This window comes from Sphingobium sp. AS12 (genome assembly GCF_019097845.1).
Taxonomy (GTDB): domain Bacteria; phylum Pseudomonadota; class Alphaproteobacteria; order Sphingomonadales; family Sphingomonadaceae; genus Sphingobium.
Map to the genome: position 1 here is coordinate 36,932 of NZ_JAHRGM010000067.1, position 16,344 is coordinate 53,275.

The 16,344-nt window shown below is 63.5% G+C and carries 16 protein-coding genes and 1 tRNA gene; 11 read left to right on the plus strand and 6 right to left on the minus strand.

Annotated features, from left to right (window positions below; all coding sequences use genetic code 11):
• Nucleotides 1–18: 18 nt before the first annotated feature.
• From KRZ98_RS20010 to KRZ98_RS20025, 4 genes are all read right to left on the minus strand, one after another.
• Nucleotides 19–231 carry a hypothetical protein gene (locus KRZ98_RS20010; RefSeq protein ID WP_217675011.1) on the minus strand — a complete coding sequence of 71 codons (213 nt, stop codon included), beginning with the start codon at nucleotides 229–231 and terminating at the stop codon, nucleotides 19–21.
• A 77-nt stretch (nucleotides 232–308) separates the two neighbouring features.
• Nucleotides 309–524 (minus strand): cold-shock protein, encoded by a 216-nt coding sequence (locus KRZ98_RS20015; RefSeq protein ID WP_006948571.1) that lies wholly within the window; start codon nucleotides 522–524, stop codon nucleotides 309–311.
• A gap of 307 nt (nucleotides 525–831) precedes the next feature.
• Nucleotides 832–908 (minus strand) — tRNA-Met (locus KRZ98_RS20020).
• 97 nt (nucleotides 909–1,005) lie between these two features.
• Nucleotides 1,006–1,842: an alpha/beta hydrolase gene (locus KRZ98_RS20025; RefSeq protein WP_254798729.1), complete on the minus strand. Its 837-nt coding sequence runs from the start codon at nucleotides 1,840–1,842 to the stop codon at nucleotides 1,006–1,008.
• A 139-nt stretch (nucleotides 1,843–1,981) separates the two neighbouring features.
• Between KRZ98_RS20025 and KRZ98_RS20030 the strand changes: the two genes are divergently transcribed.
• The 5 genes from KRZ98_RS20030 (at nucleotide 1,982) to trxB (ending at nucleotide 7,249) form a co-directional block, all read left to right on the plus strand.
• The gene (locus KRZ98_RS20030; RefSeq protein WP_217675013.1) at nucleotides 1,982–3,391 is read left to right on the plus strand and encodes a circularly permuted type 2 ATP-grasp protein; all 1,410 of its coding nucleotides are present in this window, start codon (nucleotides 1,982–1,984) and stop codon (nucleotides 3,389–3,391) included.
• Between the two features lie 121 nt (nucleotides 3,392–3,512).
• Nucleotides 3,513–4,445, plus strand: coding sequence for an alpha-E domain-containing protein (locus tag KRZ98_RS20035; RefSeq protein WP_217675014.1), 933 nt, complete (start codon nucleotides 3,513–3,515; stop codon nucleotides 4,443–4,445).
• A gap of 21 nt (nucleotides 4,446–4,466) precedes the next feature.
• A complete protein-coding gene (locus KRZ98_RS20040) occupies nucleotides 4,467–5,339 on the plus strand; it encodes a transglutaminase family protein (protein ID WP_217675015.1) in 873 nt (290 codons plus the stop codon).
• A gap of 25 nt (nucleotides 5,340–5,364) precedes the next feature.
• Nucleotides 5,365–6,102, plus strand: coding sequence for a peptidase (locus KRZ98_RS20045; protein WP_217675016.1), 738 nt, complete (start codon nucleotides 5,365–5,367; stop codon nucleotides 6,100–6,102).
• A 184-nt stretch (nucleotides 6,103–6,286) separates the two neighbouring features.
• Entirely contained in the window at nucleotides 6,287–7,249 is a 963-nt protein-coding gene (gene trxB, locus KRZ98_RS20050) for a thioredoxin-disulfide reductase (protein ID WP_217675017.1), read from the plus strand.
• Between the two features lie 107 nt (nucleotides 7,250–7,356).
• On the opposite strand, the gene KRZ98_RS20055 is transcribed toward trxB, so the two are convergent.
• On the minus strand, nucleotides 7,357–7,647 hold the full coding sequence (locus KRZ98_RS20055) for a phosphopantetheine-binding protein (RefSeq protein ID WP_119743962.1): 291 nt from the start codon (nucleotides 7,645–7,647) through the stop codon (nucleotides 7,357–7,359).
• 28 nt (nucleotides 7,648–7,675) lie between these two features.
• Entirely contained in the window at nucleotides 7,676–8,680 is a 1,005-nt protein-coding gene (locus tag KRZ98_RS20060) for a GNAT family N-acetyltransferase (protein ID WP_217675018.1), read from the minus strand.
• A 50-nt stretch (nucleotides 8,681–8,730) separates the two neighbouring features.
• Here KRZ98_RS20060 and KRZ98_RS20065 point away from each other — a divergent pair, with 50 nt between their 5' ends.
• The 6 genes from KRZ98_RS20065 (at nucleotide 8,731) to KRZ98_RS20090 (ending at nucleotide 16,323) form a co-directional block, all read left to right on the plus strand.
• Nucleotides 8,731–10,263, plus strand: a complete 1,533-nt coding sequence (locus KRZ98_RS20065; RefSeq protein WP_217675019.1) for an acyl-CoA ligase (AMP-forming), exosortase A system-associated — start codon at nucleotides 8,731–8,733, stop codon at nucleotides 10,261–10,263.
• Nucleotides 10,260–11,492: a pyridoxal-dependent decarboxylase, exosortase A system-associated gene (locus KRZ98_RS20070; protein WP_217675177.1), complete on the plus strand. Its 1,233-nt coding sequence runs from the start codon at nucleotides 10,260–10,262 to the stop codon at nucleotides 11,490–11,492. Before KRZ98_RS20065 ends, KRZ98_RS20070 begins: the two co-directional genes overlap by 4 nt.
• Nucleotides 11,493–11,625: 133 nt before the next feature.
• Nucleotides 11,626–12,273 (plus strand): XrtA/PEP-CTERM system exopolysaccharide export protein, encoded by a 648-nt coding sequence (locus KRZ98_RS20075; RefSeq protein ID WP_217675178.1) that lies wholly within the window; start codon nucleotides 11,626–11,628, stop codon nucleotides 12,271–12,273.
• Nucleotides 12,274–12,275: 2 nt separating this feature from the next.
• Nucleotides 12,276–13,796 carry an XrtA system polysaccharide chain length determinant gene (locus KRZ98_RS20080; protein ID WP_217675020.1) on the plus strand — a complete coding sequence of 507 codons (1,521 nt, stop codon included), beginning with the start codon at nucleotides 12,276–12,278 and terminating at the stop codon, nucleotides 13,794–13,796.
• A 14-nt stretch (nucleotides 13,797–13,810) separates the two neighbouring features.
• Nucleotides 13,811–14,725 (plus strand): AAA family ATPase, encoded by a 915-nt coding sequence (locus KRZ98_RS20085; RefSeq protein ID WP_217675021.1) that lies wholly within the window; start codon nucleotides 13,811–13,813, stop codon nucleotides 14,723–14,725.
• Nucleotides 14,722–16,323 carry a hypothetical protein gene (locus tag KRZ98_RS20090; RefSeq protein ID WP_217675022.1) on the plus strand — a complete coding sequence of 534 codons (1,602 nt, stop codon included), beginning with the start codon at nucleotides 14,722–14,724 and terminating at the stop codon, nucleotides 16,321–16,323. The genes KRZ98_RS20085 and KRZ98_RS20090 overlap by 4 nt, the downstream gene beginning before the upstream one ends.
• Nucleotides 16,324–16,344 lie beyond the last annotated feature (21 nt).

Below are 16,344 nucleotides of genomic sequence, written 5' to 3' on the forward strand. Positions count from 1 at the left end.
ACAAAGAGAGCGGACAAATTACTCGGCAGCGTCGGCCAGCCGTTCGGCGCGGGCGTCGGCAGCGGCGGTTTCGCGGCGGGCGCGGGCCGTGTCGGTCAGGTCCTGACGCTGGGCCATGGCCAACCACGCGGCTTCGGCGCGGAGGCAGCGATCGCGGACATTGGCCAGGGTCGCGGCGTCGGCATCGGTGCGGGCCTGCGCGGCCAGGCTGTGATAGTCGGTAACGGCCATGAGGCTCTCCTCAAAATCAAAGGATGAAGGGGCCGGGCGCGAAGGATGACCCCCGCGCCCGATCCCGGCCGTCTGAATTATTCAGCGTGGGCGATGTTCACCGCAGCCATCTTGCCGCGCTTGTCCTGCTCCAGGTCATAGGACACGCGGTCCTTTTCACGCAGGGTAGCCAGGCCAGCGCGCTCGACGGCGCTGATGTGAACGAATGCGTCTGCACCGCCATTGTCGGGGGCAATGAAGCCATAGCCCTTGTCGGCGTTGAAGAACTTGACGACGCCAGTGATGCTGCTCATTTGGTATTCCTTCTTTCTGTGCGGCGAACCCCGTGTGGACGCGCCGGGTTGCTAAGGGGCAGGGAAAGAAGGAAGTAGGTGCCGCAAAGCGCCGAAAACCGTCGATTTGCGACTGTAGCCGCGCCTATGTAGGGCAGGCAGGAGCAAATAGCAAATCGCATGACGGACTGCGGTGTTCCGGGCAGCGGGATTTGCGTGGTTGGGTATGCGGCTCCGGTCTCGCCTGTGCATCCGCCACAAGGCCGATCCGGGCGCAATCGACGCGACTCGGTCAGCGGACATGGTGACGGCTGAATATCGGAAAAAATGGTAGCGGAGGAGGGACTTGAACCCCCGACACGCGGATTATGATTCCGCTGCTCTAACCAGCTGAGCTACTCCGCCCCATGGGGCCGCGCGGGGCGTGTCGCCCTGCGGTGAGGCGGCGCTATACGCAGCGGGGACGGGTCGGTCAACGGGGGTAATGCGGGTGAAACGCAACTTATTTGCGGCGCACGCTCCAGCCTGCGGGCAGGGCCGTGGGATAGGCTGCCATTGCGCCCGAATCGATCGCGCCCACCGCCTCGCTCACCATCGGACCAAGCTGGCTCATGTCGGGATTATGGCCTGCGCCCGGCACGGTCAGCAGCGTGGTGGGCTTGCCCGCGGCGGCAAACAGCGCGTCGGCCTGGCCTAGCTCGACCCGGTCATCGGCGGTACCCAACATCATGACGAGCGGTGCATGAATCTTGGTCGCCGCGTCCAGATTATTCCATTTGTCGGGTAACAGCAGGCCCACGCCTCCGGGGGCCGATTCCTCCAGCTTGTCAAACGTGGAAAGTGTGACCACGCCCGTCACCGGCACCGTCGCCCCGACATGCAGCGCCACTGCACCGCCCAGCGAATGGCCGACCAGAAAGACATGCGCGTCCGATCCGATGAGTTCTCGCGCCCGCGCCACGAAGGCGCGACCGTCCGCCATCAGCCCCGCCTGTGTCGGGCTGCCCGGATTGCCGCCAAAGCCGCGATAGGAGACGACGATGACATGATCGCCGCGCCCGGTCAGATGTTCGGCATAGCGGGCCGCAACCCCCTGGTTCGATCCCCGGCCATGAAAGAAGAGGATGACGTCAGGATCGCCCGGATCACCCGGCCAATAATAGCCGGTCAGCGCCAGCCCGTCCTCGGTCCGCACCGGCAGCGATTGGGGCGGTGCCTTGGTCCATTGCGCGACGCTGATCGGCGTGGCGTCGGCTTTATAAATCTGCTCCCGCACGCTCGAAGCGCAGGAGGCCAGCATCAGTGCAGCCGCAATAAACGCCGTTTTACTGCCCCGCATCACCGTCCTCATGCCGTTCTGCGCCAAGAATAGCGCAATCACAGGGGTCCGCACGATTTTTCTGTTGCAATCTTTTTAGGGCCAAGTCCTAATGTTGCAACGCACAACCGGCCATGATGGCTGAGGGAGGATCGACAACTTGCCCTTCCATGAAATGTTTGAGCCTGATGGTTCGATACGCCCCTGCTACGCTGAAGTGCAGAAATGGGTGGAGCGAACGGGCATTTCCGGGCTTAACCGTCGACTGGACGAGGCAGAGGCGATTTTCCGCCGCATCGGCATCACCTTTGCCGTCTATGGCGAGGGGGGCGACCCCGAACGGCTGATCCCCTTCGACCTGCTGCCGCGCATCTTCACTGCGCAGGAATGGCGCGTGCTGGACAAGGGCATCCGCCAGCGCGCCCGTGCGCTCAACGCCTTCCTGCACGACGTCTATCATCGCGGCGAGATCGTGAAGGCCGGCATCATGCCCGCCGACATCATCTACCAGAATAGCGCCTATCTGGCGGAAATGGCCGACTTTTCGCCACCGGGCAAAGTCTATAGCCATATCGTGGGCATCGACATCGTCCGCACCGGGCCGGGTAGTTTTGAAGTGCTGGAAGATAATTGCCGCACCCCGTCGGGCGTGTCCTACATGCTCGAAAATCGCGACATCATGACGCGCATGTTCCCCGAATTGTTCGCGCAGGGGATCGTCGCCCCAGTCGATGACTATCCCGCCGAACTACTGAAAAGCCTCAAGGAGGTCGCCCCGCCCGCGTGCAAGGGCGATCCCGTCGTCGTCGTACTGACCCCCGGCTCGCTCAACAGCGCTTATTACGAGCATAGTTTCCTCGCCGACCTGATGGGCGTCGAGCTGGTCGAACCGGCGGACCTGTTCGTCGATGAAGGCCGGGTGTGGATGAAAACCACGCTGGGACCAAAGGTGGTCGACGTCATCTATCGTCGCATCGACGATGAATATCTCGACCCGTTGGTGTTCCGCCCCGACAGTCTGCTGGGCGTGCCGGGTATCTTCAACGTCTATCGCAGCGGCGGTGTCACGCTGGCCTCGGCCCCCGGTTCGGGTATCGCCGACGACAAGGCGGTCTATATCTATGTGCCGGAAATGATCCGCTTCTATCTGGGCGAAGCGCCGATCCTCGACAATATCCAGACCTGGCAATGCGGCAAGCCCGACGAATGCGCTTATGTGCTGGAAAATCTGCACGATCTGGTCGCCAAGGAAGTCCATGGATCGGGCGGCTATGGCATGTTGATCGGGCCGAAATCGTCGAAGGACGAAGTGGAAGCCTATGCTGCCCGCATCCGCGCTGATCCCGGCAAATTCATCGCCCAGCCGACGCTGGACCTGTCCACCGTCCCCACGCTTGGCCCCGCCAGCGTCGTTGGCCGCCACGCGGACTTCCGCCCTTACTGCCTGGTCGGCAAGCAGTTGCGGCTGGTGCCAGGCGGCCTCACCCGCGTCGCGCTGACCGAAGGGTCGCTGGTGGTCAATTCCAGCCAGGGCGGCGGGGTAAAGGACACATGGGTCATGCAGGATTGATGATGGCTCGTCACACACACACACATCCGTTCGGGCTGAGCTTGTCGAAGCCCTGCACTTCTCTTCAAGAAAGAACAGCCCTTCGACAGGCTCAGGGCGAACGGGGAAGGGGGTATCCCACATGCTGAGCCGGACCGCCGAAAATCTCTACTGGATGGCGCGCTATATGGAGCGGGCCGAGGCTACCGCGCGGCTGCTGACCATGGGGCAGCGGATGGCCATCTTGCCCGGCGCGCATCATCGCGACGAATGGCGCTCCGTCGTGCGCGCCACCGGCAGCGGCCACCAGTTCCCCGAAGGGGTGCAGGTGACCGAAAGTGATGTCGTGTCCTTCCTGATGCTGGACCTCGACAATCCCAGCTCGATCCGATCCTGCCTCCTGAAGGCCCGGTCCAACGCCAAATCGGCGCGCACCATGCTGACGCAGGATATGTGGGAAGCGCTGAACGATGGCTGGCGCAAGCTGGACAGCTATGATGTCGGCGAAGCGCGGCAACAGCTGCCGGCCCTGATCGACTGGGTCAAGACGCGAGTGATGACCTTCCGCGGTGCCACCCATTCGGGCCAGCTGCGCAATGAAGGCCATGATTTCCTGCGCTGCGGCTCCGCACTGGAGCGGGCGCAGATGACGCTGCGGCTGCTGGACGTCAAATATTATGTCCTGCTGCCCGAAACCGAAGTGATAGGCGGCAATCGGGACCATTATCAATGGACGTCGGTGCTGCACGCTCTGTCTGGCAGCCGCGCCTATCATCATGTCTATGGCGGCACCTACACCCCCTGGCAGATCACCGATTTCCTGATGCTCAACCGCATGTTTCCGCGCAGCGTGGCCTATTGCTACGACCAGCTGGCCTATCGCCTGCACCGGCTGGAAGGGTGGCACGGCACGCGCAATCCCTGCCATGAGACGGTGCAGCAGATGGTGAGCGCGCTCGAACAGCTCGACAGTGGGGAAATCTTCCGCTTCGGCCTGCATGAAACGGTGCAGCACGGGCTGCAAATGACCAATCAACTGGGCATGGAAATCGCCCAGGCCTATCATTTCGGCTAGAAGGGGGAAGGGGGGCCTTTCATGAAATTGCTTGTCCGCCACCAGACCGTCTATCGCTATGACGCATCGGCCGGACGCGTGGCGATGCGGCTGAAGCTGATGCCGGTCGATACCCCGGCGCAGACCGTGCTGGACTGGCAGGTCAGCGTGAACGGCGATGTGCTGACCGATTTTCGCCCCAACAGCTATGGCGAGATGGAGACGATCTGGATCAGGCGAGACCGACATGATCATGCCGTCATCGTGGCCGAAGGGCTGGTCGAAACCCGCGAGACTCATGGTGTGGTCGGCGCTCCGGTCAGCCGGGTCAATCCACTATACTATCTGCGCGAAACCGCGCTCACCTGCGCGTCTGATGGCATCGCCGCGATGGCGCGCGCCACGCCCGAAGGCGATGGTCCGCTGGCGCGCCTCCATGCGCTGTCCGCCGCCGTCACGGACGCCGTTAGCTATCGCGCGGGCGTCACCACCTCCGCCACCACCGCCGCGCAGGCCTTCACGCTGGGGGCAGGGGTGTGCCAGGATCACGCCCAGATCTTCATCGCCGGAGCGCGATCGCTCGGCATACCGGCGCGCTATGTGTCGGGCTATCTGCTCGCGGGCGACGGTAGCGAATTGCACGAAACCCATGGCTGGGCCGAAGCACTGGTGCCGGAACTGGGCTGGGTCGGCTTTGATCCCTCCAACCGCGTCTGCGTGACCGAACGCTATCTGCGGGTCGCCAGCGGGCTGGACGCAGACGAGGCTGCGCCGATCCGGGGGACGATAACGGTTGCGGGCGATATCTCGATTGACGCGGACGTCCGTATCGCGCAGGCGGATGACGGCGTCGAGGAACGGCAGTTGCAGCGGCAACAGCAGCAGTCTATCCCGCCGTCCGACGCGCAGCATTGAAAAAGCTTTCGGGGGCCGGGGACGAATGACCTATTGTGTGGCGGTGCGGGTTGACCAGGGACTGGTCATGCTGTCCGACACCCGCACCAATGCGGGCATGGACAATATCGCCCGTTTTCGTAAGAGCTTCACCTATCTGGTCGAAGGCGAACGGGCGATCACCCTGCTCTGTTCGGGCAACCTGTCCATCACCCAGGGGGTGAAGGCCACGCTCAGCAAGGCGATCAAGGACGCCAAGCTCGACCCCGACGTCGAAACCATCCTCAATTGCAGCACCATGCACCGCGTTGCGCAGATCGTCGGCGACGCGATGCGCGCGATGCAGACGCGATATCGCGAAAGCATCGAAATGGGCGGCTCCGGCGCCAGCGCCTCGATCATGATCGCGGGCCAGCGCCGCGGTGGCAAACCGCGCCTCTATCTGGTCTATAGCGCAGGCAATTTCATCGAAGCGACCGAGGACACGCCCTTCTTTCAGATTGGCGAGCATAAATATGGCAAGCCGATCCTGGACCGCATCATCAAGCGCGAAACCACGCTGGAGGACGCGACCAAGGCGGTGCTGGTGTCGATGGACTCGACCCTGCGCTCCAATCTCTCGGTCGGGATGCCGCTCGACCTGACCGTCATCCCCACCGACAGGTTCGACTTCCGCGTCCGCACCCGGATCGAGGCTGACAATGAGGAATTCGCGATGATCTCCCAAAGCTGGAGCGCGGCGCTTCGCAAAGGGTTCGAGGATCTGCCCAACGTATTGGATTGAGGCGGGCGGGGCATCGGCGAAGCCCGTTTCAAAGCAGGATTTTCTCCGATTTCTGGCCGCAGATGGATCATCCGGCGTGCTACCTACATCCCTGCTTCCCACGCCCCAAGCAAATCCTTCGCTTGCCTGCGCGCCGTCACGGCCTATCTCTCCCATCAACACGAATCGCAGCTGAAAGCCTGATATGACCGCCACCCATTCGACCCGCATGTTGATCCTCGGTTCCGGCCCGGCTGGCCTGTCCGCCGCCATTTATGGCGCGCGAGCGGGTCTGGCGCCGATCGTGGTGCAGGGGATGCAGCCGGGCGGGCAGCTGACCATCACCACCGACGTCGAAAATTACCCCGGCTTCAAGGACGTGATCCAGGGGCCGTGGCTGATGGAGCAGATGCAGGCGCAGGCCGAGCATGTCGGCGCGCAGATGATGTATGACCAGATCGTTGACGTGGACCTGTCGCAGCGCCCGTTCCGCCTGACCGGCGACGGTGGCGTGGTCTATGTCGCCGACACGTTGGTCATCTGCACCGGCGCGCAGGCGAAATGGCTGGGCGTCGAGGGTGAGGAGCATTTGCAGGGCAAGGGCGTCAGCGCCTGCGCCACCTGCGACGGCTTCTTCTATCGCGGCAAGAAGGTGGTGGTCATCGGCGGCGGCAATACCGCGGTTGAGGAAGCGCTCTACCTCACCAACCACAGCCATGACGTTACGCTGATCCACCGCCGCGATACGCTGCGCGCCGAAAAGATTTTGCAGGAACGGCTCCACGCCCATCCGAACATCAAGGTGCTGTGGAACAAGGCGGTCGATAAATTCGTCGGCGGCGGAACACCCGAAGGGCTGGTCGGCGTGGACCTGATCGATACCGTGACCGGCGAAAGGTCGCACGAGCCGACCGATGGCGGATTCGTCGCGATCGGCCACCACCCCGCGACCGAACTGTTTACCAGCAAGCTGCCGATGGACGAGGGCTATCTGCTGGTCGAAAAAGGCACCACCCGCACGTCCATCCCCGGCGTATTTGCGGCAGGCGACGTCACCGACAAAATCTATCGGCAAGCGGTAACTGCGGCAGGCATGGGCTGCATGGCGGCGCTGGACGTAGAAAAATTCCTGGCCGAAGCCGATTTTGAGGCGATGGTCGAGGCGTGACTACTTGCCGTTCGGGCTGAGCGAAGTCGAAGCCTTCCACTGAGCGGAGCGAAGTGCCTTCACTACGTTCAGGCGGACCCTTCGACTTCGCTCAGGGCGAACGGATATTATTGCGCCACCTTGCCCCGCGCAAATGCCACCAGCGACCCGAACGTCTCGAACGTGTCGCCGTCAATATCGTCGTCCTCGATCAATATGTCGAAGCGATCTTCCATCTCGGTCAGCAGTCCCGCGACGGCCATGGAGTCCAGCTCCGGCAGCGCCCCGAACAAGGGCGTGTCGGCGTCGAAACCGTCGACCTGATCCTGCGAAAGGCCCAGCACGTCGCGCAACAGCGCCCGCGTCAAAAGCTCGATGTCATCGGTCCGGTCGACCGGCTGAGAATTATGCGCCCGCATGGTGGGCGACGTCCTAGTCAGTCCCGGCCTATCCGACAAGCGCGGAAATGGCCGTGCGGGCCGCTGGCAGCCAGTTGGAGGCGTGGCGCGGGTTGAAGGCGTCGATGCGGTGGAGCGGCACTCGCTCCTCCATCCAGTCACTCTTATAGGGATTGTCGCCGGTGCCATAGTCGATCATCGCGACTCGATCGCCGTCGATCGCCTGCGCAAACATCGCATGGCTGAGCAACGTGCCGGGCGATCCGGCGTCATGCGCGCGATCATGGGAGAGTTTGTGGATTAGGGCCACGCCATTCTCCACAGTCCATAATTGGGTGGCGACCGCGCGCTCCCCGTCCCGCGCAAAGCCCAACCGCAAGCGTCCTGCCTCACTCTCCTGTTCGGCAAGCGCCCGCAGGAAATCGAGGCCCGGCTCCGGTTGCTTCCAGCTGCGCCCATGCACATCGACATAATCGCGCCACAGATCGTCAGTCAGGTGATCGCTGATCGACAGGTCATAGCGGCTGCCCCGCGCCCGGCGCTTGACCAATGTGCGCAACCGGCCGGGACGGCTGGCCCAGTAGGTCGCGAAATCGCGTCCATTGACCCGCAAAATATGCCGCCCGCCCATTGGCCGCGACAGCGCAAACCATCCGGTCCTGCGCAGGCTGGCGAGCATCTCGGCGCTTGCTTCGACCGGATAGAGATCAATCTGGCTGGTGGTGCGCAACAGGTGACCGCTCAGCGCTTCGAGTAACAGCGTCCGCTGCCCCTCATCGGGATCACCCGTAAATTGCGGCGACCAGTCAAAACTATACCAGTTGGCCAGCGCCGACACCCGGCGACTGTCGTGGCCAAGCAGGAACAGCCACGCCTGCGCGCCATCCTCTTCCGCCACAACCACCCGCACCGGGACATCGGCAAAGCAATGGCGGTGCAGAAAATCGAACCAGTCATACCGCCCGAACAGGCAAGGCACGGCTTCGCGGTCGAGACGGCCATGCAGCGCGTCCCGCACATCCGCGAGGCTGTGATATTCCCTTGTCGTCGGCAACCGACTATCTCCGCATTCGTCTGGACAGGGCTTAGGGCCAAAGTCTGGAAATGGAGTTAAGCGTGCCACAAGCTGAACCGACTGCCGCGATCCTGCCGATCGATCACCTGCTGTTGCGGGGCGATCCGGCGCGGGCTGCGCTGGACGGGCGGTCGGGCAGCTATAATTTCGCCGAGCTGGAGGAGACGCTGGGGCGGCTGGCAGGCTGGCTGGCGGGTTTCGGGCTGGAGCCGGGTGCGCGGGTCGCAAGCTGGATTGCCAAGGGGCCGGTTGCCGCGCTGATGCCGCTGGCCGCGCCACGCGCGGGTCTGGTCCATGTGCCGGTCAACCCACTGCTCAAGCACGCACAGGTGGCGCATATATTGGCGGACAGCGGGGCGGCGCTGCTGATCGGCACGACCGCGCGACTCGCCACCTTGGCGCCGGGCGAAGTGCCAGAAGGCTGTCAGTTGCACCGAGAGGATGACGCCGCCTGCGCCATGAGCGGCGGCACCGCGCTGGGGCCATCAACGGCAGGCCCGGACGATCTCGCCGCCATCCTCTACACCAGCGGATCGACCGGACGGCCCAAGGGGGTAATGCTCAGCCACGCCAATCTCTGGCTCGGCGCGGTCGCGGTGGCAGATTATCTAGGCCTCACGCGGCAGGACCGCACCGCCTGCGTCCTGCCGTTCAGCTTCGATTATGGCCAGAATCAGCTGTTTTCAACTTGGGTTTCGGGCGGCTGCGTCTATCCGCTCGACTATCTGACACCGCGTGACGTCATGAAGCTGGTCGACCGGCGCGACATCACGACACTGGCAGGCGTCCCGCCACTCTGGGTGCAAATCACTGAACTGGACTGGCCGCCGGAGGTCGCGGCCAAGCTCAAGCGCCTGACCAACAGCGGCGGCGCACTCACCCGGCCGCTGGTTGCAAAGCTGCGCGCCCTGTTTCCGCAGGCGGACCTCTATCCCATGTATGGCCTGACCGAAGCCTTCCGCTCCACCTATTTGCCGCCCACGCTCGTCGATACTCACCCCGACTCGATGGGGTCGGCGATTCCCTTCGCTGAAATACTCGTGGTCCGTCCCGATGGCAGCATCACCGACGATGACGAGCCGGGCGAACTGGTCCATTGCGGGCCGCTGGTGGCGCAGGGCTATTGGCGCGATGCCGCCCGCACCGCCGAACGCTTCAAACCCGCGCCGCCTGCGTCCCGCTATGGCGGCATGGCGGTCTGGTCTGGCGATACGGTACGGCGCGACGCTGAAGGTCTGCTCTATTTCGTTGGCCGCGACGATGCGATGATCAAGTCGGCGGGCAACCGCATCAGCCCGACCGAGATAGAGGAGGCAGCCGTCGCCGTGCCGGGAGTCGCCGAAGCGGTGGCACTGGGGGTGAAGGATGAAAGGCTGGGACAGGCGGTCAAATTGCTACTGCGCTCCGCGGACCCGGACGTTGCCCCAGCGGTCGCCGCGCACCTCAAGGCCGAACTGCCCAATTTCATGCAGCCGCGCGAAATCCTTGTGCTGGCCGCTTTTCCCCGCAATCCCAACGGCAAGACTGATCGAGTCGCACTGGCGCGGGAGTATTGCATTTGAAACCGATGGGACCGATCCCGCCCTGGTTTGCGGCGGAAGAGGGGATGTTGCTGGTCGGCGGCTATGGCGCGGCCAGTCTGGTGGACGAGGCAGGCGACACGCCGCTCTTTGCCTATGACATGGACATTGTCGCAGCGCAGATCCGCCGCTTCCGCGAGGCGATGCCCGCAGCGCTCCATCTCCATTATGCGATCAAGGCGAACCCTTATGCGCCGCTGCTGACAGCGATGGCGGGGCAAGTGGACGGCTTCGACATTGCGTCGGGCGGTGAGCTGGAGATGGCACTGGCGGCGGGCATGGACCCGGCGCGGATCAGCTTTGCCGGGCCGGGCAAGCGCAATGACGAACTGGAAGCGGCGATCTTTGCCGGGGTGACGCTCAACCTCGAATCCGAAGGGGAGGGGCGGCGCTCGCTCGCCATTGGTCAGCGGATCGGCAAGATCCCGCGCGTCGCGGTGCGGGTGAACCCGGACTTTGATCTGAAAGGCTCCGGTATGCGGATGGGCGGCGGTGCCAAGCCCTTTGGCGTCGATGCCGACCATGCCGCCGCGCTGGCGAGGGCGATGATAGATGGCGGCGCGGACTGGCGCGGCTGGCACATATTTGCGGGCAGCCAGAATCTGGACGCAATGGCGATCATCGAGACGCAGGCGGCGACGATCGCGCTCGCCGCCCGCCTGTCCGACGCGGTTGGCGTTACTCCGCCGCTGGTCAATCTGGGCGGCGGATTTGGCCTTGCCTATTTCCCCGGCGATGTGCCGCTCGACATCCGCCCGATCGGCGTTGCGCTCGACACCGCGTTCGAATCGCTGCCTGATATTCTTACGGGCAGCGCCTTTGCGATCGAACTGGGCCGCTGGCTGGTCGGGGAGGCGGGAGTCTATCTGACTCGCGTTATTGACGTGAAGGTCAGCCAGGGCGAAACATTCGTCGTCGTCGATGGCGGGCTGCATCATCAACTGGCGGCCAGCGGCAATTTCGGCACGGTGGTGCGCCGCAACTATCCGATCGCACTCGCCAACCATTTTGGCGCAGCGCCTGCCGCCGATCCGGTCACGGTGGTGGGGTGCCTCTGCACGCCCATCGACCGGCTGGGTGACAAGATTGCACTGCCGCCGGTGCAGGAAGGCGACCTGATCGCCATTTTCCTTGCCGGAGCCTATGGCGCATCGGCCAGCCCCGCTGCATTTCTTGGTCATCCAAGTCCTCGCGAAGTTTTACTTGGATGAGTTGTTGGTGACTTAACTCCTAACGGTATCTTTACCCTTTCCCGGCAAGAAGAGGTCGGAAGCCCTGTGCTGACCGGCCCGCCTTGCCCTCTTTGGCGGCTGGTCGCGCATGGCCGCACAAAGAGGTGAGATTATGCGTTTCGTGTCGGTTTCCAGGCTGCTGATCGGTGCATCGCTGCCCGCGCTCGTCCTGTCTGGCTGCGCTTCGGGTGGCGCCAGCGGACCGCAATTGCCGCCAGCCTCCTTCGTTTCGACGCGCGAAGGGCCGGGCGAGGAATATATTATCGGCCCATTGGACGACCTCACCATCTTCGTGTGGCGCAATCCTGAATTGGGGGCAAAGGTGCAGGTGCGCCCCGATGGCCGCATCACCACGCCGCTGATCACCGACATGCCAGCCGTGGGCAAGACGCCCAAAATGCTGGCGGACGACATCAAGCTGGCGCTGACCCAATATATTGAAAATCCGCTGGTTTCTGTGATCGTCAACAATTTCAGCGGCACGTTCAGCCAGCAGGTGCGGATCGTCGGCGCGACCGAAAAGCCCGCCTCGATCCCCTACCGCGCGAACATGACGTTGCTCGACGCGATGATCTCGGTCGGTGGGCTGTCCGAATTTGCAGCGGGCAACCGCGCGCGGCTGGTCCGGTTCAACAAGAATAGCGGCAAGCAGCAGGAATATAAGGTCCGCCTCAACGACCTGCTCAAAAAGGGCGACACGAAGGCGAACGTCATGCTCGCCCCCGGCGACGTCATCATCATCCCCGAAAGCATGTTCTGATCATGGCCGGTCTCTACGACGAATTGCTGCTGCTGCTCCACGGTGTCTGGAGCCGACGCTGGGTCGCGCTGGGCGTGGCCTGGGGCGTATGCATGTTGGGCTGGCTGGGCGTGGCGCTCATCCCCAACAGCTATCAGTCCAAGGCGCGGGTCTATGTGAACACCCAGTCGCTGCTGGAGGACAAGGTGGGCATCACCCAGGTCCAGTCGCAGCAGGATCTCGACCGGGTGCGCAGCACGCTGGCCAGCACTGAAAATCTGGAAAAGGTCGTGCGCAACACCGACCTGTCCCAGACCGTGTCCAGCCAGCGCGACATCGCCGCGAAGATCACGACCCTGCGCGAAAATATCACCGTCATGGCGCAGGCTGACCCCAGCATGATCGACATCACGGCGGCGTCCGCCGACAGCAGCCTGTCGGACGGTGCGAATGCGCGGATTTCGCAGCAGATCGTGCAGAAGCTGATCGACATTTTCCAGGAGGAAAATCTTTCCGGCGACCGCAACGAAACCAAGCAGAGCCTCGCCTTCCTCGACCAGCAGATTGCGGCACGGGGCAAGCAGTTGGAGGCCGCCGACCAGCGCCGCGTCGAATTTGCGCAGCGCTATGTCGGGCTGTTGCCCGGTGCCGGTTCGATCAGCCAGCGGATGGATGCCGCGCGGCAGGAAATCAACACGATCGATTCGCAACTGGTTCAGGCACAGAGCGCGCTGAGCGCGATGAACGGCCAGTTGGCGGGCACGCCGCAAAGCCTGCCGGGCGTCGGCCCATCGGGCGGGCCTTCGGCACTGGGTCAGGCGCAGGCCAATCTGGCCGGGATGCGCGCACGCGGCTGGACCGCCAATCACCCTGACGTGATCGCAGCCCAGCGTGAGGTCGACGCCCTGCGTAAGGCAGGGGGCGGCGCGAACGGTGGTGGCGGCAGCACGCCCAACCCTGCTTATCTGTCGATCCGTTCGATGCAGGCCGAACGCGCCGCCACGGTGCAGGCGCTCGGCACGCGCAAGGCGCAGTTGCAGGCCGATCTCAACACGATGATGGCCAAGCAGGTCAATGAACCCGGCGTCGCGTCGGAGCAGGAAAAGCTCGACCGCGATTATGAGGTTCTGAAAACCCAATATGACAAGCTGCTCGCCGATCGCGAGGAAATCCGTCTGCGTGGCGAGGTCAAGACCGAGACCGGCTCCGTCCAGTTCCGCGTCATCAACCCGCCCAGCGTGCCGACTGCACCTGCCGCCCCCAACCGGCCGCTGCTGTTGCTGGGCGTTCTGATCCTGGGGATTGGCGCAGGTGTCGGTGTCGCCTTTGCGATGGGTCAGCTCAAGGGGACATTCCCCACTGCTGCGCGGCTGGAACGGGCGATCGGCCTGCCGGTCGCAGGCTCCATCAGCCAGACGATCAGTGCGGCGCAGGTCGCCATCGATAAGCAGCGGATGAAATGGTTTGCCGGTGCCAGCGGGGGCTTGGCCGCCGTCTGTCTGCTGCTGATCGTCGTCGAATTCGTCCAGCGCGGTATGGCGTGAAGGAGCCAGTCACCATGAACCAGCATAGCTCCATCAAGGGCGGATCGCTGATCGAGCGGGCAACGGAAATCTATGATTTCTCTGCCGCCCTGCGCGGTCGTGCCGTCCCCGCCGTCGATATCCCCGCCGACCTGCCACCCGCGCCGGTTGCCGCTGACCCTGTGTCGGCTTCACCGTCGGCTTTTCGCGCTTTGCCCTGGACGGGGCCAGTCCAGCCAATCGATCGTATCAAGCTTGAGGAGGCCGGTTTCCTGCGCCCCGACGGCGCAGTCACGGCGATGAGCGAGGAGTTCCGGTTGCTCAAGCGCGACCTGCTTGCCCAGTTGCAGGGGCAGGAACGCGGCAATCGCATCCTCATCTGCTCCGCCCATAGCGGCGAAGGCAAGACCTTCTGCGCGGTCAATCTGGCGCTCAGCCTGGCGGCGGAAAAGGATCGCGAAATCCTGCTGGTGGACGCCGATTTCGGCAAGCCCGGCATCCCCGAAACTTTGGGGCTGGATGGTGGTCCCGGCCTGATGGACGCGCTTGCGGATCCGACGATCGCGATCGAAGATTGCGTCATCCGCACCGACCTGCCGTCGCTGTCGGTGCTGCCCGCCGGGCAGCGCAGCAATGCCGACACCGAATATCTTTCGTCGGCCCGCACCGAACAACTGCTGTCGCGGCTGACCGAGGGACGGCCCGAACGCATCATCATCTTTGATTCGCCGCCGTTGCTGGCCGCTTCGCCCGCCGCCGTGCTGGCCAGCCATGTCGCGATCGCACTGCTGGTCGTGCGCGCCGACAGCACATCGGAAAGCGCCCTGCGCGACGCTGCCGGGATGCTCAAGGGCAGCGCACAGGTCCAGCTTCTGCTCAATGCCGTCCGCTTCAACGGCGGCGGCCGCCGTTTCGGCAGCTATTATGCCAAGGGGAATAGTCCGTCATGACCGTCCGTCAGTGGATCAGCGGCGCATCGCTCGCCGCGCTGGCCGCAGCGAGTGCGCCAGCATTCGCCCAGACGACCAGCGCGAATCGGCGCGTCAATGTCACGCCCTATATCGGGGTAGATCAGGTAGTCATGGGTCCGCTCAAGGGCGATGGCGATGTGCTGACCTACACCAATGTGACTGCCGGAGTAACAGCCGAGGTCCAGACTCGCCGGGTCGAGGCGGTGATCGACCTGCAATATAATCACAGCTTCAGCTGGAGCAAACAGATGCCCGATCAGGATGTGCTGAGCGGCATCGCCAGCGCGACCGTCAATGTCGCGCGTGGTCTGTCGCTCCACACTGGCGGCATGGCGTCGCGCGTGCGGACCGATGGCCTGTCGGGCGCATCGACGTTCAATGACAGCTACACCAGCCAGGTCTATGCCGGCTATATCGGCCCGGCCTACACGACACAGATTGGCGACATCACTGTCAACGGCTCCTATCGGCTGGGCTATGCGCGGGTCGAGGATGACCTTGATTCCAACCTCTCCAACGCGCCCGTCAGCGGTTCCTTCGCGGACAGCTGGACGCATAACCTGACCGGATCGGTCGGCTTTGCCCCCGGCACATTGCTGCCGGTCGGCCTGACTGCCAGTGCGGGCTATGACCGCGAGGATGCAAGCCAGCTCGACCAGCGGTTCGAGGACAAATGGGGTAGGGTTGACGCCACGCTGCCGGTATCGCGCACCGTCGCGCTGATTGGCGGCATCGGCTATGAACAGATCGAGATCAGTCAGCGTTCGCCCCTGCTGGATACGGCTGGCGTGCCGGTCATCAGCAACGGCCGCTATGTCACCGACAAAAGCTCGCCGCGCGCGCTGATCTATGAATTTGACGACATCATCTGGGACGCCGGCGTATTGTGGCGGCCCAGCCGCCGCACCTCGCTCCAGGCGCAGGTCGGCCAGCGATATGGCGGCATGACCTATCAGGGCAGCTTCACATGGCAGGGCGCAAACAGCAGCTTTGCCGTCATAGTGTTCGACGGTATCGACAGCTTCGGTCGCCTGATCACGGCCAACGCCGCCGCGCTGTCGGGCAGCAGCTTTGATGTGGCGCGCAATCCCTTCACCGGGGACATTACCGGCTGCGCCTTCTCCACCACCGGCGGGGGACAATGCTTCAACGATGCGCTGGCAGGCATCACCGATGCCAATTTCCGCTATCGGGGCGTTTCGACCCAATATTCGCTGCGGCGCGGCCAATGGGGCTGGGGCGTAGGGGCCGGCTATTCGCAGCGCAAGTTCATCACGCCGCAGGGTCAGAGCGTCCTTGTGCGCGGGTCGAAGGACGAGAACTGGTACGGCAATGCGTCGATGACCTATATGTTCAACGATCGCAACAGCATCGATACGGTCGCCTACGTCAATTATTTCGACGCCAGTGGCGGACGCCCCGACGTCCTCAATTATGGCGCGTTCACCAGCTATTACAAAAGTCTGACCCGTCGCCTGTCGGCATCGGCATCGGTCGGTGTAGATGGCGTGCAGGCTGATGACATCGACACGGTGATCAACGCGATGGGCCAGGTCGGCCTGCGCTACAGCTTCTAACGGGTCGGTTGGAGAATTTAG